Origin of the sequence: Brevundimonas sp. (assembly GCF_016742135.1) — a bacterium.
Lineage (GTDB): Bacteria > Pseudomonadota > Alphaproteobacteria > Caulobacterales > Caulobacteraceae > Brevundimonas.
Genome location: NZ_JACVCG010000002.1, coordinates 572,947 through 591,077, shown reverse-complemented (window position 1 = coordinate 591,077; position 18,131 = coordinate 572,947). Strand labels below are relative to the sequence as shown.

Genomic DNA, 18,131 nt, shown 5'->3' with positions numbered 1-18,131 from the left:
GATGCGCGTCCTTCCTGTGATGATCGCCGCCGCTGCTCTGATGGGCGTCTCGGCCTGCAGCGAGCCGGAGCCAGCCCCGACGCCCGACGCTCCGGTGCGGGCAGCCGTGTTGCCGGTGGCCTTTGTCGAACGCTTTTTTGAGGCACCCGGGGCGCCGACAGAGTCCGCCGTCGCCGAAGCTTTTCTGGCTCAGGACGTTGCTGAAGCAATTGAGGCGGGTGCCACCCCTCACGACTTCCGTCGTAACCTCGTGACGCCGCCCGAGGCGGCCGCCATCACGAATCCGCCCCCTTACGAGTTCGAGGAGGTTACGAGCTCGGACGACAGCGCGGTCGTAAGGGTTACGGGCGGGGTGCTGGGCCCCGCCATGTTGTACACCCTGTGCCGAACCTCTGCGGGCGAATGGCGGATCGCGGAGGTCGAGGAACAGGGGCACTGGTTGCTGCGCAGCGATGTGAACCTGCCGGACAGCCCGGTGGTCTGCGGATGATCGGTCGTCTCAATCATGTCGGCGTAGCGACGCCCTCCATTGCCGACAGCGTGGCGATGTACCGCGACCTGCTGGGAGCGACCCGGGCGCACGACCCGTTCGACCTGCCGGCGCAAGGCGTGCGCGTGTGCTTCATCGATCTGCCGAACAGCCAGATCGAGCTGATCGAGCCGCTGGGCGACGACAGCCCGATCCACGGATTTCTGGCCAGGAACCCGAAGGGCGGACAGCACCATGTCTGTTTCGAGGTCGAGGATATTCTGGCCGCCCGCGACGCCTTGCGAGCCAGGGGGGCAACCATCCTTGGCACGGGGGAACCCCGCATCGGGGCGCATGGCACGCCGATCCTGTTCGTCCATCCAAAGGATATGGGCGGGGTCCTGGTCGAGCTTATGGAAACGCCGAAGGATGGAGCGCACTGATGCCGATCGGGCCGATCACCATGTTTTCCATCTATGTCATCTGCTGGTGGGTGGCGCTCTTCATGGTCCTGCCGCTTGGCATGAACCAGCGGGACCAGAAGCCCCCGACCGACGGAGCCCAGTGGGGTGCGCCCGACAAGCCGGACCTGAAGCGGAAGTTCATCACCACCACCTGGGTGGGCGCCATCCTGTGGGCTGTGATCATGGTGGTCATCTTTCTGGGGCTGGTTCCCATGCCGGATGTCGGCGGGACCTAACCTGCCCGCAGACTGGTCTAGCTTTTGGGCCTCCGTCCCGGCTAAAGCACGGACTGACCCTGTTGCTCGCTTCCGGATGTGCCCATGCGCCTGTCGCGCTATTTCCTGCCCACGCTGAAAGAGGCGCCCGCCGACGCCCAGATCGTCTCGCATCAGCTGATGCTGCGGGCGGGTCTGATCCGTCAGGAGGCCGCCGGCATCTATGCCTGGCTGCCGCTGGGGCTGCGCGTGCTTCGGCGCATCGAGCAGATTGTGCGCGAGGAACAGGAACGGGCCGGGGCCGTCGAGCTGCTGATGCCGACGCTGCAGCTGGCCGACCTCTGGCGCGAGTCGGGCCGCTATGACGCCTATGGTCCCGAGATGTTGCGCATCAAGGACCGGCACGAGCGTGAGCTGCTGTACGGCCCCACCAATGAGGAGATGATCACCGACATCTTCCGGGCCTATGTGAAGAGCTACAAGTCGCTGCCGCTGAACCTGTTTCACATCCAGTGGAAGTTCAGGGACGAGCGCCGTCCGCGGTTCGGTGTCATGCGCGGGCGCGAATTCCTGATGAAGGATGCCTATTCCTTCGATCTGGACGAGGCCTCGGCCCGCAAGGCCTACAACCGCATGTTCGTGGCGTATCTCAACACCTTTGCCCGCATGGGGCTGAAGGCCGTGCCCATGCGCGCCGATACCGGCCCGATCGGTGGCGATCTCAGCCACGAGTTCATCGTTCTGGCGGACACCGGCGAAAGCCAGGTGTTCTGCGACCGCAAGCTGGTCGAGATGCCGGCTCCGGGCGGGGATGTCGACTGGAATGACCTGCAGTCCATCGTCGACCAGCGGACCGCCCTCTATGCGGCGACCGAGGAGATGCACGAGGCGGCCCGTTTTGAGGCCGAGACTGCCGAGGGCGACCGCCTGACCGCGCGCGGCATTGAGGTCGGGCACATCTTCTATTTCGGCACCAAATATTCGACGCCCATGAAGGCCCGGGTCCAGGGCCCCGACGGGCGCGACGCCGATGTCCATATGGGCAGCTATGGCGTGGGCGTCTCCCGCCTGCTGGGCGCCATCATCGAGGCCAGCCATGACGCCTCCGGCATCATCTGGCCCGACGCCGTGGCGCCGTTCGATGTCGTCGTAATCAACCTGCGGGCCAGCGACGAGGGCGTCTGCAACGCGTGCGAGGAGGCGGTCGGTCGTCTGGAAGCGCTCGGCAAGGAGGTGCTCTACGACGACACCGACGAGCGCCCGGGCGGCAAGTTCGCCACCGCCGACCTGATCGGCATTCCGTGGCAGCTGACCATCGGCCCCAAGGGACTGGCGGACGGCGTCGTGGAGCTGAAGCGCCGGGCGACCGGCGAGAAGCTGAGCGTGCCTCTCGATGAGGCCATTGCCCGGCTGACCGCATGACCAGGATCGGCGGCAAGACCCCGAAGCCGGCCGGGCCGTTCTCCGCCTGGGAGATCGGGCTGGCGCTGCGCTACCTGCGCGCCAAGCGCAAGGAGGGCGGCATCGCCCTGATCGCCATCATCTCCTACGTCGCGGTGGCTCTGGCGGTCATGGCGCTGATCGTGGTGATGAGCATCATGGCGGGCTTCCGCGCGGAGCTGCTCAGCCGCATGCTGTCGTTCAACGGGCACATGTATGTGCAGGGCCAGGTGCTGAACGACCCGGAACGGGATCTGGCGCTTGAGCGACTACGCGAGGTGCCGGGCATCGTCAGCGTCACCCCTCTGGTCGAGTCTCCGGCCATGTTCCAGGCGTCCGGCCGGGCGACCGGCGGTCTGGTGCGCGGTATCCGGCCCGAGGACATGACCTCGATGACCTATGTCTATGACAGCCTGTCACAGACCGCGCGCGACATGTTCGGCCGGGGGAATTATGGCGGGGACTACGTCCTGATCGGGAAGTCGCTGGCCGAGGAATTGGGCATCGGGGTCGGCTCGCCCATCACCCTCTATTCGCCTACGGGGGCAGATAGCGCCTTCGGCAATCTGGGGGGACTGTCCAAGACCTATGTGGTCGGCGGCATCTTCAGCTCGGGCACGGCGGACTACGACCGGGCCTTTGTCTTCATGCCCCTGGAGCAGGCGCAGCTGTTCTTCGGCAAGGAAGGGCTGTGGGACATCATCGAAATCAAGACGGCCGAGCCGGATCGCGTGGAGGCCCTCCGGGCCCCGGTGCGCGCTGCGGTGGGCGAGGGCAATCTGGTCAGTGACTGGCGTGATCGTCTGGCCGCCTTCTGGGGCGCGCTGAAGGTCGAGCGGGTGGCGATGAGCATCATCCTCGGCCTCGTCGTGGCGATCGCCGCGCTCAACATCATCTCGGGCATCGTCATGCTGGTGAAAAACAAGACGCGGGACATCGCCATCCTGCGGACGGTGGGGGCCAGCCAGTCATCCATGTTGCGGGTCTTCTTCATTTCGGGCGCGGCCATTGGGGTGGCGGGCACGGTCACGGGTCTGGTGCTGGGTCTGCTGTTCTGCCTGAACATCGGGACCATCCAACACTTCCTGGAGTGGGTCTTCCAGGTCGAGCTGTTCAATGCCGACGTCTATATGCTGGACGCTGTCCCGGCCCTGGTGGATCCCGTTGACGTGTTCTGGGTGGCGATGTGGTCTTTCTTCATGAGTTGCGTGGCCGGCTTGATCCCGTCGTGGCAGGCGGCGCGCCTCGATCCGGTGGAGGCCCTTCGCTATGAATAGCCCCACGCCGCCCGTGCTGTCCGTGCACGACCTGACCCGGACCTATGAGACCGCGGCCGGCGGGCTGACGGTCCTGCGCGGCGTCAATCTGGATGTCCGGGCGGGCGAGATTGTCGGCCTGATCGGGCCGTCGGGGTCTGGAAAGTCCAGCCTGTTGCATGCCGCCGGTCTGCTCGAGCACCCCACCTCGGGCGAGGTGCGGATCGACGGGGAGGCCGTGGGCGGCCTGCCCGAGCGGGCGCGCACCCACATCCGTCTGGCGCGGATCGGTTTCGTCTATCAATTCCATCACTTGCTGCCGGAGTTTGATGCCCGGGATAACGTCGCCCTGCCGCTCCGCATCGCGGGACACCGGCTGGGAGCTGCGCGCGAGCGGGCCGAGGAACTGCTGGAGGCCCTGGGGCTGGCCGATCGGCTGACCCATCAGCCATCGCAGCTGTCGGGGGGAGAGCGCCAGCGGGTCGCCGTGGCCAGGGCGCTTGCCAACCGACCGCGCCTGCTCCTGGCCGATGAGCCGACAGGCAACTTGGATCCGACCACCAGCCAGACGGTGTTCGAGGCGCTGCACGATCTGGCCAAGAAGTCCGGCGTCGCGGCCCTGATCGCCACCCACAACATGGAATTGGCCGGCCATATGGACCGCGTCTTTGCGCTGAAGGACGGCCATCTGGAAGAGCGGCCGGCGGAAAGCCACGCCTACTGAGCGATCACGGCTTCGGATAGGGTTTGAGATCGGCGAACCGGGCCGGACTCTTCGTGGCCCGGGCCTGAATGGCACCCAGGATGTCTGCGGTGTTCCAGATCGAGCCCTGCATGACCGCGGCCCATTCCAGTCCGTCAGCCACAGTATGGTCGCGCGCATAAGTGATGGCGGCCTTGGACCCCGAGATCGCCAGTGGGGCCTTGGCGGCGATCGCCTGCGCCATCTCAATGGCGGCGGCCTGCAGGGCATCGGCGTCGGGCAGGACGGCATTGACGAAGCCGAGGCGCTCCGCACGCCCGGCCGTCAGGCTTGTCCCCAGATAGGCCAGTTCTCGCACCACGCCCTCGGGCAGCAGCCGGGGCAGGCGCTGCAGGCTGCCGACGTCGGCCATCATGCCGATGTTGATCTCCTCGATACGGAAATAGGCCTCCGCCGAGGCAAGCCGCAGGTCGCAGGCGGCGATCATGTCCAGCCCGGCTCCCACGCAGGCCCCCTGGACTGCGGCGATCACCGGAAAGCGCACCCGCTCCAGCATCGACAGGGCGTCCTGCAGGTCGCGCGCGGCCTGGTGGAAGGCCTGCCGCTCGGCGGCGGTATCCGTGCCCATGATGGCACCACCGGTGAAGACGGAGATGTCCATGCCGGCGCAGAAGTTCCGTCCTTCGCCCGACAGGACCATGGCGCGCACCTCACCGGTGGCGTCCAGGTCTTTCAGGGCCGGTCCCAGCCCCGCCCAGAAGCGCATGTCCAGCGCATTGGACGCTTCCGGGCGTGACAGCCTCAGGTGGGCCACGGCTCCCTCGCGGGTGATCTGAAAGGGCTGGGTCTCGGTCATGTCAGTGCCATCGCGATTGGAGGTAAAGCCGATGCTATCGGTTTTCCATCGAAATGCACTGGAGGGCCCTGACGATGTCGCTCAATGGAAAAACCCTGTTCATCACGGGGGCCAGCCGCGGAATCGGTCTTGCCATCGGCCTGCGGGCCGCCCGGGACGGTGCCAATGTCGTCATCGCCGCCAAGACCACCGAGGCGCACAAACACCTGCCCGGGACCATCTATTCCGCTGCCGAGGAGATCGAGGCGGCGGGCGGCAAGGCCCTGCCGCTGGTGGTGGATGTGCGGAGCGAGGACTCTGTCATGGCGGCGGTCGAGGCCACGGTCGATCGGTTCGGCGGCATCGACATCTGCGTGAACAATGCCTCGGCCATCCAGTTGACCGGGACGCTGACCACCGACATGAAGCGCTACGACCTGATGCACCAGGTCAACGGGCGCGGCACCTTTCTGGTGTCGAAGGCCTGTATTCCGCATCTGAAGCAGGCGGCCAATCCGCATGTGCTGGCGCTGTCGCCGCCGCTGGACCTGTCGCCGCACTGGTTCGGCTCGCACGTCGCCTATTCGATGGCCAAGTACAATATGAGCCTCGCGATGCTGGGCATGGCCGAGGAGTTCAAGGGCGACGGCATTGCCTTCAATGCCCTGTGGCCGCGTACGGCCGTGGCCACGGCGGCCATTGAGTTTGCCCTGACGGGCAGGGAGGGCCTGGCCCATTGCCGCACGCCCGAGATTCTGGCCGACGCGGCCCACGCCCTGTTCTGTCTGCCGGCGCGCCAGAATACGGGCCGCTTCCTGATCGACGACAGCTTCCTCTACGAGCAGGGCGTGCGGGACTTCGACATCTATCGCGTCGATCCGAGCAAGCCGCTGATGCCCGACTTCTTCGTTCCGGCGGACAGTGTGCCGCCGCCCGGCGTCAAAATCGGCTGAAGTCGGTTCGTCTGCCGCGTCCTCCCGCCCGGAGCCGGGCGGCACGAAAAAGGTTGGGCAAATCCGGTTGACAAAGAACGTAAGCAGAACATAGAACAGACGCAGAACATTATCACGAGGTTGATCATGGCGCGCTGGGTTCGGGAAGTTTTGTCACTGGCATCCTGCGGCGGCTTTGTCTGGATGGCCTGGCAGGCGGCGCTGCTGGCCTATTGATCCACCGACCTGTCGCGCGGCTGGGGATGGATTGGAACGGGCGGGGTTCTTGAGGCCAGAATCCTTCCATAGTCATCGGATGTGTGGGCTGCGGGCCAGGGAGACGGTCGGTGACAGAGGCGTTCGGCGACAGCTTTGTCCATTTGCGGGCCCGGTCTGCCTATTCCCTGCTGGAAGGGGCGATAAAGGCCTCTGGCCTGGGCAAGCTGGCCGCCGAGGCCGGGATGCCGGCGGTGGCCATCGCCGACCGAGCCAATCTGTTCGGCGCCCTCGAGTTCAGTCAGGCCACCCGGGCGACCGGCGTCCAGCCGATCATCGGTTGCGCCCTTCCGGTGACCGGCATCGGCGGTCAGAGGTCCGAACGCTGGGCGCGTCTGCCCACGGTGGTGCTGTTGGTTCAGAACGAGGTGGGGTGGCAAAACCTGTCGGCCCTCTCGTCACTGGCGTATCTGGAGGCGGGCGATCTGGCCGAGCCTGGCGTGGCATGGGAACGCGTCTGTGAGCACGCCGATGGCCTGATCCTGCTGTCGGGCGGGCCGGACGGGCCGGTCGATCCCCTGTTCGTGCAGGGCCGGGACGCAGACGCGCACGAGGCCCTGGTCGGGATGGCCCGGGTTTTCGGCGACCGCTTCTACGTCGAACTGCAACGCCACGACCTGGCTGAGGAGCGACAAGCCGAGGCGGGACTGGTGGCCTGGGCCTATCAGGCCGAAGTGCCGCTGGTCGCCACGAATGACGTCTATTTCATCCGGTCCGACCGGGCCAGGTCCCATGATGCCCTGCTGTGTATCGCCGACGGGGCCTTTACCGGCCAGGACGACCGTCGTCGGGTGACCTCGCACCACTGGTTCAAGTCGACATCCGACATGCGGACCCTGTTCGCAGACCTTCCCGAAGCCTGCGACAACACGCTGGAAGTCGCGAGGCGCTGTGCCTTTCTGGTGCCGACCCGCGCGCCGATCCTGCCCCGGTTCGATACCGGCGAGGGGCGCGACGAGGCGGATGAACTGGCGTTTCAGGCACGGGAAGGGCTGAAGGCCCGGCTGGCGACGGTAGAGGCTGCCGCGCCGGAGCAGGCCTATTGGGACCGGCTCGAGTTCGAGGTCCGGGTCATCCAGCAGATGGGGTTCCCGGGCTACTTCCTGATCGTGTCGGACTTCATCAAATGGGCCAAGCTGCAGGGCATTCCGGTGGGGCCGGGTCGCGGGTCCGGTGCGGGCTCCTTGGTCGCCTGGGCCCTGACCATCACCGATCTGGATCCCTTGCGGTTCGGCCTGCTGTTCGAGCGGTTCCTGAACCCCGAGCGGGTGTCCATGCCCGACTTCGACATCGACTTCTGTCAGGAGCGTCGGGAAGAGGTGATCGCCTATGTGCAGAAGCACTACGGCGAGGATCGCGTCGCCCAGATCATCACTTTCGGCACGCTGCAGGCGCGGGCCGTGCTGCGGGATGTGGGCCGGGTGCTGCAGATGCCGCTGGGTCAGGTCGACCGGCTGGCCAAGATGGTGCCCGCCAATCCCGCCAATCCCGTCACCTTGGCCCAGGCCATTGAGCTGGAACCGCGCCTGAAGCAGGCGCGCGACGACGAACCGGCGGTGGCAACCCTGCTGGCCACTGCGCTGGAACTGGAAGGCCTGTATCGCAATGCCTCGACCCACGCGGCAGGCATTGTCATCGGCGACCGGCCGCTGGTCGAGCTGACCCCGCTGTACAAGGACCCACGTTCCGAGATTCCGGCCACCCAGTTCAACATGAAATGGGTGGAGCCGGCCGGGCTGGTGAAGTTCGACTTTCTGGGGCTGAAGACGCTGACGGTTCTGGACCGGGCGCGCGGCTATCTGGAGCGGCGCGGCGCGGCGGTCGATTTCTCGCTTCTGCCTCTGGATGATCGCGCGACGTATGATCTCATGGCCTCAGGTCAGACGGTCGGTGTGTTCCAGCTGGAATCCCAGGGCATGCGTGACACCCTGCGCAAGATGCGCTGCGAGTCGATCGAGGAGGTCACCGCCCTGATCTCGCTCTACCGGCCCGGTCCGATGGAGAACATCGACGTCTACATCGACCGCAAATTCGGCCGGGCCGAGGTCGATACCCTGCACCCCTCGCTCGCCGAGGTTCTGAAGGAGACCTACGGCGTCATCATCTATCAGGAACAGGTGATGCAGATCGCCCAGATTCTGGCGGGCTATAGTCTGGGTGAAGCCGACCTTCTGCGTCGCGCCATGGGCAAGAAGAAGAAGGAGGAGATGGACTTCCAGCGGGCGCGCTTCGTCAAGGGCGCCTCGGAACGCGGTGTGTCCGAAGAGCAGTCGGGCGGCATCTTCGACCTGGTGGCCAAGTTCGCCGGCTATGGCTTCAACAAGTCGCACGCCGCCGCCTATGCGATGATCAGCTATCAGACGGGCTGGCTGAAGGCGAACCACCCGGTCGAATTCTTCGCCGCCTCCATGTCGCTCGACATTTCCAACACCGACAAGCTGGCCATCTTCTACCAGGATGCGCGCAAGGCAGGGGTGACGATGCTGGCCCCCGACATCAACCGGTCGTCGGCCGATTTCGACGTGACGTGGGACGAGGAGGGCAGGGGCGCTGTCCTGTATGCGCTCGGGGCCATCCGCAACGTCGGGCTGGAGGCCATGCGCCACGTCGTCCAGGTCCGCGAGGAGGGCGGTCGCTTTGCCGATCTGTTCGACTTCCTCGAGCGGGTCGATCCAAGGGCGGTCAACAAGCGGGCGCTGGAGGGCCTGGCCAAGGCCGGCGCGCTGGACAGCATCCATCCCAACCGTCGCCAGATCATTGAGCAGGCCGATACCCTGATGGCCTATTGCCAGAGTGTGGCCGCAGAGCGTGCGTCGTCGCAGGTCAGTCTGTTTGGTGCCGATCAGGCCCACGCGGCCCGGCCCCGGTTGAAATCCGTCGAACCTTGGGTCGGCCCCGAGCGACTGGATCAGGAACTTTCGGCGGTGGGCTTTTACCTGTCGGGCCATCCGCTGGAGGACATGGAGGCCGCCCTGCGCCGCAAGCGGGTGACCTTCGCCGCCGAGGCCCTGTCACTGGCCGAGGGCGGGCACGAGGCCTTCCTGATGGCCGGGGTGGTCCGCCGTCGTCAGGAGCGGACCAGCGCCAAGAGCGGCGAGAAGTTCGCCTTCGTCAATTTCTCGGATCCGACCGGCGAGTTCGAATGCTTGTTCACGCCGGATGCGCTGCGTCGCTATCGTGATGTGCTGGAGGTCGGCGCGGCCCTGATGGTCAAGGTGCGGGCCAAGGCCAGCGATGGCGAGGTGCGCTTCTTTGGAGACGAGGCCAGCCGCATGGACACGGCCATCGAGCAATCCGATGTGAACCTTCGGGTGCATGTGTCCGGGCGGGCGGCGGACCCTGCGGCGCTCAAGGCCCGGCTGGACCGGTCGCAGCTGAAGGGCGCCGGTCGGGGCGGCGAGGTCAGCCTGATCGCCACCCTGGAGGGGCGCCGCGAGGTCGAGGTGAAACTGCCCGGTCGCTACCGGCTGGATCCGGCCTTGCGCGGCGCGCTCAAGACTGTGCCGGGCGTCGTGTTATTGGAGGAGGCCTGATGAGCGAGGCGACAACCCACAAGGGGTCCTGCCACTGCGGGGCGGTGGCTTTCGAAGCCGATATGGACCTGTCGGGCGTGATCGAGTGCAACTGCACCCACTGCTATCGCAAGGGGCTGATGCTGGGTTTCGTCACGCCCGACGCGTTTCGCCTGATCCGGGGCGAGGACCGGTTGAGCGAATATCTATTCAACCGGCATGTGATCAGCCACCGGTTCTGCCGGGTATGCGGCGTCGAGCCCTTCGGGGCCGGAAAGTCCCCGGATGGTCGCGACATGATCGCCGTCAACGTCCGCACCCTCGATGACATCGAGCCCTGGACTCTCGAGACGATCCGCTTCGACGGGCTGAACAAGGTCTGATCGTCCCGCGTGGGAGCCGGGCGCTTGCCCTTTCCGGCGATCTCGCCTATATGCCCGCGCACTTCACACGCAGGCGTGGCGCGGTCCGGGGAGACATCCCGGTCGAGCCGTTCCGAGGGACCCGTCGGTCCTTTTCACCGTCTGCGGCGGATTGAATCGGAAAAAGGACGACACGATCATGGCTCTGCCTGAATTCTCGATGCGCACCCTGCTGGAAGCGGGCGCCCACTTCGGCCACCAGACCCACCGCTGGAACCCGAAGATGGAGCGCTACATCTTCGGCTCGCGCTCCAACATCCACATCATCGACCTGTCGCAGTCGATCCCGCTGCTGCACCAGGCGCTGGTCGCCGTGCGCGATGTTGCCGCCAAGGGCGGCCGCGTGCTGTTCGTGGGCACCAAGCGTCAGGCGTCGGATCCGGTGGCCGAGGCCGCCAAGCGCTGCGCCCAGTACTATATGAACAACCGCTGGCTCGGCGGTACCCTGACCAACTGGAAGACCGTGTCCGGTTCGATCCAGCGCCTGCGCGAACTGGACGCCCTTCTGGAAACCGGTGGCGAAGGCCGCCAGAAGAAGGAACTGCTGACCCTGACCCGCGAGCGCGACAAACTGGAGCTGTCGCTGGGCGGGATCAAGGACATGGGCGGCCTGCCGGACATCATGTTCGTGATCGACACCAACAAGGAAGCGATCGCCATCCTGGAAGCCCGCAAGCTGAACATTCCGGTGATCGCCATCCTCGACACCAACTGCGATCCCGACGGCATCACCTATCCCATCCCGGGCAATGACGACGCCGCCCGTGCCATCCAGACCTACTGCGACCTGATCGCCGACGCTGTCCTGGACGGGCTGGCCGCCGGTCAGTCGGCCTCGGGTATCGACATCGGTGCCTCGGAAGCCCCCCCGGTCGAGCCGGCCCTGAACGCCAAGGCCCCCAAGGCTGAGGCCGAAGCCGCACCGGCGGACGCCGATCCCGTCGCCGAGGAGATGATCGCCGCCGAGGAAGCGCCCGCTGCCGAGGAAGCGCCCGCTGCCGAGGAAGCTGCTCCGGAAGCCGCCGAGGCGGACAAGGCCGAGGCCTGAAACCCGGCGGTTCACCGCGACCGCCAAACTGTTACGCGGCCGGGCTAAACCAGCCCGGCCGTTCCCGCATTACGAATATCAGGAGATTGAACATGGCCGAGATCACCGCCGCCCTCGTGAAGGAACTGCGCGAGCGTTCGGGCGTGGGCATGATGGACTGCAAAAAGGCCCTGCAGGAAACCGACGGTGACATCACCGCCGCCATCGACTGGCTGCGCGCCAAGGGCCTGTCCAAGGCCGCCAAGAAGGCCGACCGCGTCGCCGCCGAAGGCCTCGTGGCCGTCGCCACCCGTGAAGACGGCAAGGGCGAGATCGGTGCTGCCATCGAGTTTAACGCCGAGACCGACTTCGTGGCCCGCAACGACCTGTTCCAGGACGCGGCCAAGTCGTTCGCCCAACTGGGCCTCGAGCACCACACCGTGGAGGCCATCCACGGTGCCACGCTCGAGAGCGGATCGACGGTCCAGGACGAAGTGACCCGCCTGATCGCCACGATCGGCGAGAACATGCAACTGCGCCGCGCCGCCCGCCTGTCGGTCGACGAAGGCGTCGTCGCCTCCTACGTCCATAATGCCGTGTCGCCGGGCGTCGGTCGCATCGGTGTGCTGGTCGCGCTGGAAGGCGCGGGTGACAAGGCTGCCCTGCGCGAGCTGGGCCGCAAGATCGCCATGCACGTCGCCGCCACGGCGCCGCTGTCGCTGAACACTGACGATCTGGATCCCGCGGCCGTAGAGAAGGAACGCGCTGTCCTGACCGAAAAGGCCAGGGAAGAAGGCCGCCCCGAGAACATGATCGACAAGATTGTGTCTGGTCAGATCGCCAAGTTCCAGAAGGACGTGGTGCTGTCCAAGCAGCCGTTCGTCATGAATCCCGACGTCACTGTCGAGCAACTGGTCGCCGACACGGCCAAGGAGCTCGGCTCCTCGAACCTGAAGCTGGCCGGATTCGTCCGTCTGGCGCTGGGTGAGGGCGTTGAAAAGGTCGAAGGCCCGGACTTCGCCGCCGAAGTGGCGTCGATGACCGCCGGCTAAGGGCCGATTGGTCGAATACCGTTCCGATCTGTGATCGGAGCGTTGCATACGGGGGCGCGTTGGGCTTTGAAGGCCCACGCGCCCCTTGTTTATGGCCGCCGACCCGCGCGGCTTCCATGTTTACGGATAGATCATGCCCTCACCCGCGTCCGGATATCGATACAAGCGCGTCCTGCTGAAGGTGTCGGGCGAGGTCCTGATGGGGGATCAGGGGTTCGGTATCGACATCGGTACGGTCGATTCGGTCGCTGAGGCCGTGGCCCGTGTCGCCCGTCAGGGGGTTGAGATTTGTCTGGTGATCGGCGGAGGCAACATCTTCCGCGGCGTCTCCAAGGCCGCTGCCGGTATGGAGCGCGCCACGGCAGACTACATGGGCATGCTGGCAACCGTCATGAATGCCCTGGCCATGCAGGGGGCGCTTGAGAAGATCGGCGTCCAGACACGCGTGCAGAGCGCCCTGACCATGAATGCCGTGGCCGAACCCTATATTCGCCGCCGCGCCCTGCGGCACCTTGAGAAGGGCCGGGTCGTGATCTTCGCCGCCGGTGTCGGGGCCCCGTTCTTCACGACGGATTCGGGGGCTGCGCTGCGGGCCGCGGAAATGGGCTGCGATGCCCTGCTGAAAGGCACCAGCGTCGACGGTGTCTACAGCGCCGACCCCAAGAAGGTGCCGTCAGCCACCCGCTACGATACCCTGACCTATCATGATGTGCTGGCGAAGGACTTGCGCGTCATGGATGCCTCGGCCGTCGCCCTGATGCGCGACAGCGGCATTCCGATCGTTGTCTTTTCGATCCGGGAGGACGATTCCCTCGACAAGGTGCTTCGTGGGGAAGGTGCCTTCACCGTCATACACTCCGGCGCTAGAAGCGACGGCTGAGCGAACTGAGACGAGAGCGAGACCAAGATGGCAAAGCCCGACCTGAAAACCTATCGCGACCGCATGGACAAGGCGGTCGGCGCGCTCAAGGAGGAGTTCGCGGGACTGCGAACGGGCCGGGCCAATGCCGGCCTGCTGGATCCGGTCCAGGTGGAGGCCTACGGCTCGACCTCACCGCTCAATGCCGTGGCCGCCATCAGCGTGCCCGAACCGCGCATGATCACCGTCAATGTCTGGGACCGGGGCATGGTGGTGTCGGTGGAGAAGGCGATTCGCGCGGCCGGTCTGGGCCTGAATCCCATCGTCGACGGCCAGACGTTGCGCATCCCGGTGCCGCCGCTGACCGAGGAACGCCGCCGGGAACTGGTGAAGCTGGCCGGCAAATATGCCGAGCAACAGAAGATCGCCGTCCGCAACGTGCGGCGCGACGCCAACGATGATCTCAAGAAGGCGGAAAAGGCCAGCGACATCAGTCAGGATGAGCAGAAGAAGATGGAAGCCGAGGTCCAGAAGGATACCGATGCTGCCATCAAGCGCATCGACGAGATGATGAAGGCCAAGGAAATCGAGATCATGCAGGTGTGACGACGCCCGGCCCCCCCACCGCGTCAGATGCGTCTTCTTCCCGGACCGGTGCGGTTACGGGACCGGCCCATGTCGCCCTGATCATGGACGGCAACGGCCGCTGGGCGGCGGGGCGGGGCCTGCCACGCGCCGCCGGCCATCGCGAGGGGGTCCAGGCGCTGAAGCGCACCGTCAGGGGGGCTGCCGACCTGGGTATTCAGTGCCTGACCGTCTTTGGCTTTTCGACCGAGAACTGGAAGCGCTCCACGGAGGAGGTTTCTGACCTCATGGGGCTGGTGCGGGCCTACGTTGGCAGCGATCTGGACCGGCTGAAGCGCGAGGGTGTGCGGATCCATATTCTCGGACGCAGGCAGGGGCTGCCGGACGATATCGCCGCGATTGTGGACCGGGCCGAGCGGGAAACCGCCCACAATGATCGCTTTCTGCTGCAGGTCGCGTTCAACTATGGAGGCCGGGCCGACATCACCGATGCGGTCAACGGGCTCCTCCAGCAGGCCATCCGGCGCGGCGAGGGTGCTCCTGACATCACCGAGGAGGACATCAGCGCCGCCCTGTCGACCCGTCGCGGGCCGCCAGTGGACCTGATCATCCGCACCTCCGGCGAGCAGAGGTTGTCCAATTTCCTGCTGTGGGAAGCCGCCTATGCCGAGATGGTGTTTCAGGACATCCTCTGGCCGGATTACGGGCCCGACGCGCTGAACGAGGCCGTCCGCGAGTACCGTCGTCGGGACCGGCGCTTTGGCGGACGGGCAGAGCCGCAGGCGGTCGCGTCCTGATGGCCATTCCCTTCGGCAATCTGGGGATGCGGGTGGTCTCGGCCCTGGTGCTGGCACCTCTGGCGGTGCTGGCGATCTGGGCCGGAAGTCTCTGGTTCCTCGCCATCATGCTGGCGGCCTGTGTGGTGCTGGCACGGGAATGGGCCGAGATGAGCGCCCCCCGGAACGCGGCCCCGGTCTTCTGGGCCGTGGCCCTCGCCCTCATCGCAGTGACCGCCATCGCTCACACCGGCGCCATGTCGCCGGCCCTTGTGACACTGGTGTTTGCGGCTGCAGCGGCCGGTCTGTTCGCGAAACGCGTCGGCCAGGAAGGCCTCGATGCGGCCTACGGGGTTCTCTACCTCGGCTGGCCGGCCATTCTGCTGATCTGGCTGCGGGACGGCCAGTCGGGCGTCGGACTCAGCTGGACCATTCTCGTCTTCGTGGTGGCCTGGTCGGCCGACGTGGCGGCGTTCGTGGTCGGCAGCGTGCTCAAGGGCCCGAAACTGTGGCCCCGATACTCCCCAAACAAGACGTGGTCCGGCTTTATCGGAGGTCTGGTCGCCGGAGCCCTGGCGGGCGGCGTGATTGCCTGGTCCATTCCTCTCGACGTGCCGCACCCTGCGTGGGGCTTCCTGCTGGGACTTGCGGCAGCTCTGGCGACCATGGCCGGAGATCTGTGGGAGTCAGCCATCAAGCGGCGCTTTGGCGTCAAGGATGCCGGCGGTCTCATTCCCGGCCATGGCGGTCTGCTTGACCGGGTTGATGGCCTGATGTTTGCCGCCGTGGTGCTGGCCGCCGCGCGCCTGCTGTTCATTCTCATGGATGCGACCGCGTGATGCATCGCCGCGTCAGCATTCTGGGGGCGACAGGCTCGGTCGGCGGCTCGACCCTGGCCCTCATGGACGAGGCCGAGCGGGCAGGTACGGCCCGGTTCGAGGTCTCTGCCCTGACCGGAGGGCGGAATATCCTGCGTCTTGCGGAAGCGGCGCGGCGCTGGCGTCCCGAACTGGCTGTCACGGCATGGCCCGAGTTGAAGCCCGAGCTTGAGGACGCGCTTTCGGGCACCGGAATCGCGGTCGCCGCCGGAGAGGAGGCGCTGGTCGAGGCCGCGCTGCGGCCGGCGGACTGGATCATGGCCGCCATCGTCGGCGTCGCAGGCTTGCGGTCGACCTGGGCTGCGGCCGGAACGGGTGCAGTCGTGGGCCTGGCCAACAAGGAGAGTTTGGTCTGCTGTGGCCCGGCCCTGATGGAACGGGCGACCCGCGCCGGGGGGCGCATCCTGCCGGTCGATTCCGAGCATTCGGCGATCTATCAGGTTTTCCCCCATGATCGCCCCGAAGGGGTACGGCGGCTGGTGCTGACAGCGTCCGGCGGCCCGTTTCGCCTGACGCCGCTTTCCGGGCTGGCGCGGGTCACGCCCGAGCGCGCCGTGGACCACCCGAACTGGAGCATGGGGGCCAAGATTTCCGTCGACAGCGCGACCCTCGCCAACAAGGGCCTGGAGATGATCGAGGCGGCCTATCTGTTCGGTCTGCCCGAGACGCGGATCGACGTTGTGGTCCACCCGGAGTCGATTATCCACAGCCTTGTGGAATGCGTGGATGGATCAACCCTGGCCCAGATGGGGCCACCGGACATGCGGACGCCGATCGCCTATGCCCTGGCCTGGCCTGATCGCATGGCCTGGCAGGCCCCGCCGCTGGATCTGGTATCTCTTGGGCAATTGACCTTCGAAGCCCCGGATACCGAACGATTCCCCGCTTTGGACCTGGCCCGTCAGGCCCTGAGGGCCGGAGGCGCAGCGCCCGCCATCTTCAATGCCGCCAATGAGGTGGCGGCCCTCGGTTTTCTTGACCGTCGTCTGGGCTTTCTCAATATTGCCGCAGTCATAGCCGACACGCTGGAAATGGCGTCGGCGTCGGGCCACGTCGATCCGTCCGGGACTGCCTGCGAGGCAGCCCTGGCCGTGGATCGGCAGGCCCGTCGGCTGGCGCGGATTTGTCTGGACCGTCGTGAGAAGGCTGCATGATCCTGTCCGGATCGACGAGGGGGAGTAGAGCGACCGCATGACGGACTTCCTGGCCCAGGCGCCGCTCTATGTGGTGCCCTTTCTGCTTGTCCTGACGCTGGTGGTGACTGTCCACGAACTGGGCCATTTCCTCGTGGCGCGGGCATTTGGCGTCAAGATCGACCGTTTCGCCATCGGCTTTGGCCGTGGACTGCTGAGTCGCACCGATCGCCACGGCACGGAATGGCGGCTGGGGTGGATCCCGCTGGGTGGCTATGTGAAATTTTCCGGTGACCTGGATCCGTCCAGTGTGCCGGATCAGGCGGGTCTGGCGGAGCTGAAGGGCCGGATCATCGCCGAACGGGGCCCCGCGGCCATACGGGATTATTTCCACTTCAAGCCGGTCTGGCAGCGCGCGTTGATCGTGGTGGCCGGGCCGATGGCCAATTTTGTCCTCGCCATCTTCATCTTCACCCTGCTGTTCTCGCTGATCGGCGTCCAGATTCTGCCGGCCCGGGTGGCCCAGGTTTCCGCCGGAAGTCCCGCGGCATCGGCGGGCTTCCAGCCCGGGGATCTGATCACGGGCATCAATGGCCGCCGGGTCGAGGATCAGCGTGACGTGACCACGATCGTGTCTCTCAGCAGCGGCGAACGGTTGCGGTTTCAGGTCGAACGGGGGGGGGCGGAGTTGACTCTCATTGCCGTGCCGGAGCGCGAGACCATCACCCATCCCGTCGCCGGACGGATCAGCGTCGGGCGGATTGGCCTGGGCCTGCTGCCGGCTGTCGATGAGGTCAGGCACGTCCGCTATGGTCCGATCGAGGCCATGGGAAGGGGGGTCTCCCAGACGGCGGACGTTCTGGGGACCAGCATGCGCTACATCGGTCGCATCTTCACGGGTCGCGAGAGCGGCGACCAGTTGAGCGGCCCGATCGGTATCGCCAAGGCCTCCGGAGCCCTGACCAGTGCGGCCGTCGAGGCCAATCCGGACCCGGGAGCGACCGCTTTCAATCTGATTGTCACCATGACAAGCTTCGCTGCCATACTTTCGATCGGAATTGGCTTTCTAAACCTTCTGCCGATACCGATCCTGGATGGGGGACACCTGGTTTTTTATGGCTATGAAGCTGTTGCCAAGAAGCCTGTTGCGGCCCGCTTTCAGGAGGCGGGGTTCAGGGTCGGTCTTGCTTTGCTGGCAGGTTTGATGTTGTTCGCCACCTGGAACGATCTACAAAAGCTGAACCTGTTCAAATTCCTCGGCGGGCTCGCTTCGTGAGCCAGCGCCAGCCCCCGATGG

At 65.9% G+C, this 18,131-nt stretch carries 17 protein-coding genes and 1 pseudogene; 17 read left to right on the top strand and 1 reads right to left on the bottom strand.

Going from position 1 to position 18,131, the window contains the following annotated elements; translation table 11 throughout:
- Position 1: 1 nt before the first annotated feature.
- The 6 genes from IBJ06_RS06540 (at position 2) to IBJ06_RS06515 (ending at position 4,568) form a co-directional block, all read left to right on the top strand.
- Positions 2 to 490 (top strand): hypothetical protein, encoded by a 489-nt coding sequence (locus tag IBJ06_RS06540; protein ID WP_292158397.1) that lies wholly within the window; start codon positions 2 to 4, stop codon positions 488 to 490.
- Positions 487 to 912, top strand: a complete 426-nt coding sequence (gene mce, locus IBJ06_RS06535) for a methylmalonyl-CoA epimerase (protein WP_292158396.1) — start codon at positions 487 to 489, stop codon at positions 910 to 912. The genes IBJ06_RS06540 and mce overlap by 4 nt, the downstream gene beginning before the upstream one ends.
- Positions 912 to 1,169, top strand: a complete 258-nt coding sequence (locus IBJ06_RS06530; protein WP_292158394.1) for a DUF1467 family protein — start codon at positions 912 to 914, stop codon at positions 1,167 to 1,169. The genes mce and IBJ06_RS06530 overlap by 1 nt, the downstream gene beginning before the upstream one ends.
- 84 nt (positions 1,170 to 1,253) lie before the next feature.
- Complete coding sequence (gene proS, locus IBJ06_RS06525) at positions 1,254 to 2,570, top strand: proline--tRNA ligase (RefSeq protein ID WP_292158391.1); 1,317 nt, start codon at positions 1,254 to 1,256, stop codon at positions 2,568 to 2,570.
- Positions 2,567 to 3,865 (top strand): lipoprotein-releasing ABC transporter permease subunit, encoded by a 1,299-nt coding sequence (locus IBJ06_RS06520; RefSeq protein ID WP_292158389.1) that lies wholly within the window; start codon positions 2,567 to 2,569, stop codon positions 3,863 to 3,865. Before proS ends, IBJ06_RS06520 begins: the two co-directional genes overlap by 4 nt.
- On the top strand, positions 3,858 to 4,568 hold the full coding sequence (locus IBJ06_RS06515) for an ABC transporter ATP-binding protein (RefSeq protein WP_292158386.1): 711 nt from the start codon (positions 3,858 to 3,860) through the stop codon (positions 4,566 to 4,568). Before IBJ06_RS06520 ends, IBJ06_RS06515 begins: the two co-directional genes overlap by 8 nt.
- A 4-nt stretch (positions 4,569 to 4,572) precedes the next feature.
- On the opposite strand, the gene IBJ06_RS06510 is transcribed toward IBJ06_RS06515, so the two are convergent.
- On the bottom strand, positions 4,573 to 5,403 hold the full coding sequence (locus IBJ06_RS06510) for an enoyl-CoA hydratase-related protein (RefSeq protein WP_292158384.1): 831 nt from the start codon (positions 5,401 to 5,403) through the stop codon (positions 4,573 to 4,575).
- Between the two features lie 74 nt (positions 5,404 to 5,477).
- Here IBJ06_RS06510 and IBJ06_RS06505 point away from each other — a divergent pair, with 74 nt between their 5' ends.
- From IBJ06_RS06505 to rseP, 11 genes and pseudogenes are all read left to right on the top strand, one after another.
- On the top strand, positions 5,478 to 6,335 hold the full coding sequence (locus IBJ06_RS06505) for an NAD(P)-dependent oxidoreductase (RefSeq protein ID WP_292158382.1): 858 nt from the start codon (positions 5,478 to 5,480) through the stop codon (positions 6,333 to 6,335).
- A gap of 326 nt (positions 6,336 to 6,661) precedes the next feature.
- Positions 6,662 to 10,123 (top strand): DNA polymerase III subunit alpha, encoded by a 3,462-nt coding sequence (dnaE, locus tag IBJ06_RS06500; RefSeq protein ID WP_292158380.1) that lies wholly within the window; start codon positions 6,662 to 6,664, stop codon positions 10,121 to 10,123.
- Positions 10,123 to 10,485: a GFA family protein gene (locus IBJ06_RS06495; RefSeq protein WP_292158378.1), complete on the top strand. Its 363-nt coding sequence runs from the start codon at positions 10,123 to 10,125 to the stop codon at positions 10,483 to 10,485. Before dnaE ends, IBJ06_RS06495 begins: the two co-directional genes overlap by 1 nt.
- 178 nt (positions 10,486 to 10,663) lie before the next feature.
- Positions 10,664 to 11,572: a 30S ribosomal protein S2 gene (gene rpsB, locus IBJ06_RS06490; RefSeq protein ID WP_292158376.1), complete on the top strand. Its 909-nt coding sequence runs from the start codon at positions 10,664 to 10,666 to the stop codon at positions 11,570 to 11,572.
- A 92-nt stretch (positions 11,573 to 11,664) separates the two neighbouring features.
- On the top strand, positions 11,665 to 12,603 hold the full coding sequence (gene tsf / locus IBJ06_RS06485; RefSeq protein ID WP_292158374.1) for a translation elongation factor Ts: 939 nt from the start codon (positions 11,665 to 11,667) through the stop codon (positions 12,601 to 12,603).
- A 133-nt stretch (positions 12,604 to 12,736) separates the two neighbouring features.
- The gene (gene pyrH / locus IBJ06_RS06480) at positions 12,737 to 13,483 is read left to right on the top strand and encodes a UMP kinase (protein ID WP_292158372.1); all 747 of its coding nucleotides are present in this window, start codon (positions 12,737 to 12,739) and stop codon (positions 13,481 to 13,483) included.
- Positions 13,484 to 13,510: 27 nt separating this feature from the next.
- Positions 13,511 to 14,068 carry a ribosome recycling factor gene (frr, locus tag IBJ06_RS06475; protein WP_292158369.1) on the top strand — a complete coding sequence of 186 codons (558 nt, stop codon included), beginning with the start codon at positions 13,511 to 13,513 and terminating at the stop codon, positions 14,066 to 14,068.
- A gap of 68 nt (positions 14,069 to 14,136) precedes the next feature.
- Positions 14,137 to 14,844: pseudogene (gene uppS / locus IBJ06_RS06470) on the top strand (polyprenyl diphosphate synthase); the annotation flags it as partial.
- A complete protein-coding gene (locus IBJ06_RS06465; protein ID WP_292158367.1) occupies positions 14,844 to 15,662 on the top strand; it encodes a phosphatidate cytidylyltransferase in 819 nt (272 codons plus the stop codon). The pseudogene uppS and the gene IBJ06_RS06465, both read left to right, overlap by 1 nt.
- Positions 15,662 to 16,855 (top strand): 1-deoxy-D-xylulose-5-phosphate reductoisomerase, encoded by a 1,194-nt coding sequence (dxr, locus tag IBJ06_RS06460; protein WP_292158546.1) that lies wholly within the window; start codon positions 15,662 to 15,664, stop codon positions 16,853 to 16,855. Before IBJ06_RS06465 ends, dxr begins: the two co-directional genes overlap by 1 nt.
- A gap of 37 nt (positions 16,856 to 16,892) precedes the next feature.
- Positions 16,893 to 18,110: an RIP metalloprotease RseP gene (gene rseP / locus IBJ06_RS06455; RefSeq protein ID WP_292158365.1), complete on the top strand. Its 1,218-nt coding sequence runs from the start codon at positions 16,893 to 16,895 to the stop codon at positions 18,108 to 18,110.
- Positions 18,111 to 18,131: the final 21 nt, after the last annotated feature.

Bases quoted from the DNA above. Each gene is read 5' to 3' on its own strand.
- IBJ06_RS06540 (WP_292158397.1), top strand. From the start codon at position 2: ATGCGCGTCCTTCCTGTGATGATCGCCGCCGCTGCTCTGATGGGCGTC.
- mce (WP_292158396.1), top strand. From the start codon at position 487: ATGATCGGTCGTCTCAATCATGTCGGCGTAGCGACGCCCTCCATTGCC.
- IBJ06_RS06530 (WP_292158394.1), top strand. From the start codon at position 912: ATGCCGATCGGGCCGATCACCATGTTTTCCATCTATGTCATCTGCTGG.
- proS (WP_292158391.1), top strand. From the start codon at position 1,254: ATGCGCCTGTCGCGCTATTTCCTGCCCACGCTGAAAGAGGCGCCCGCC.
- IBJ06_RS06520 (WP_292158389.1), top strand. From the start codon at position 2,567: ATGACCAGGATCGGCGGCAAGACCCCGAAGCCGGCCGGGCCGTTCTCC.
- IBJ06_RS06515 (WP_292158386.1), top strand. From the start codon at position 3,858: ATGAATAGCCCCACGCCGCCCGTGCTGTCCGTGCACGACCTGACCCGG.
- IBJ06_RS06510 (WP_292158384.1), bottom strand. From the start codon at position 5,403: ATGACCGAGACCCAGCCCTTTCAGATCACCCGCGAGGGAGCCGTGGCC.
- IBJ06_RS06505 (WP_292158382.1), top strand. From the start codon at position 5,478: ATGTCGCTCAATGGAAAAACCCTGTTCATCACGGGGGCCAGCCGCGGA.
- IBJ06_RS06495 (WP_292158378.1), top strand. From the start codon at position 10,123: ATGAGCGAGGCGACAACCCACAAGGGGTCCTGCCACTGCGGGGCGGTG.
- rpsB (WP_292158376.1), top strand. From the start codon at position 10,664: ATGGCTCTGCCTGAATTCTCGATGCGCACCCTGCTGGAAGCGGGCGCC.
- tsf (WP_292158374.1), top strand. From the start codon at position 11,665: ATGGCCGAGATCACCGCCGCCCTCGTGAAGGAACTGCGCGAGCGTTCG.
- pyrH (WP_292158372.1), top strand. From the start codon at position 12,737: ATGCCCTCACCCGCGTCCGGATATCGATACAAGCGCGTCCTGCTGAAG.
- frr (WP_292158369.1), top strand. From the start codon at position 13,511: ATGGCAAAGCCCGACCTGAAAACCTATCGCGACCGCATGGACAAGGCG.
- IBJ06_RS06465 (WP_292158367.1), top strand. From the start codon at position 14,844: ATGGCCATTCCCTTCGGCAATCTGGGGATGCGGGTGGTCTCGGCCCTG.
- dxr (WP_292158546.1), top strand. From the start codon at position 15,662: ATGCATCGCCGCGTCAGCATTCTGGGGGCGACAGGCTCGGTCGGCGGC.
- rseP (WP_292158365.1), top strand. From the start codon at position 16,893: ATGACGGACTTCCTGGCCCAGGCGCCGCTCTATGTGGTGCCCTTTCTG.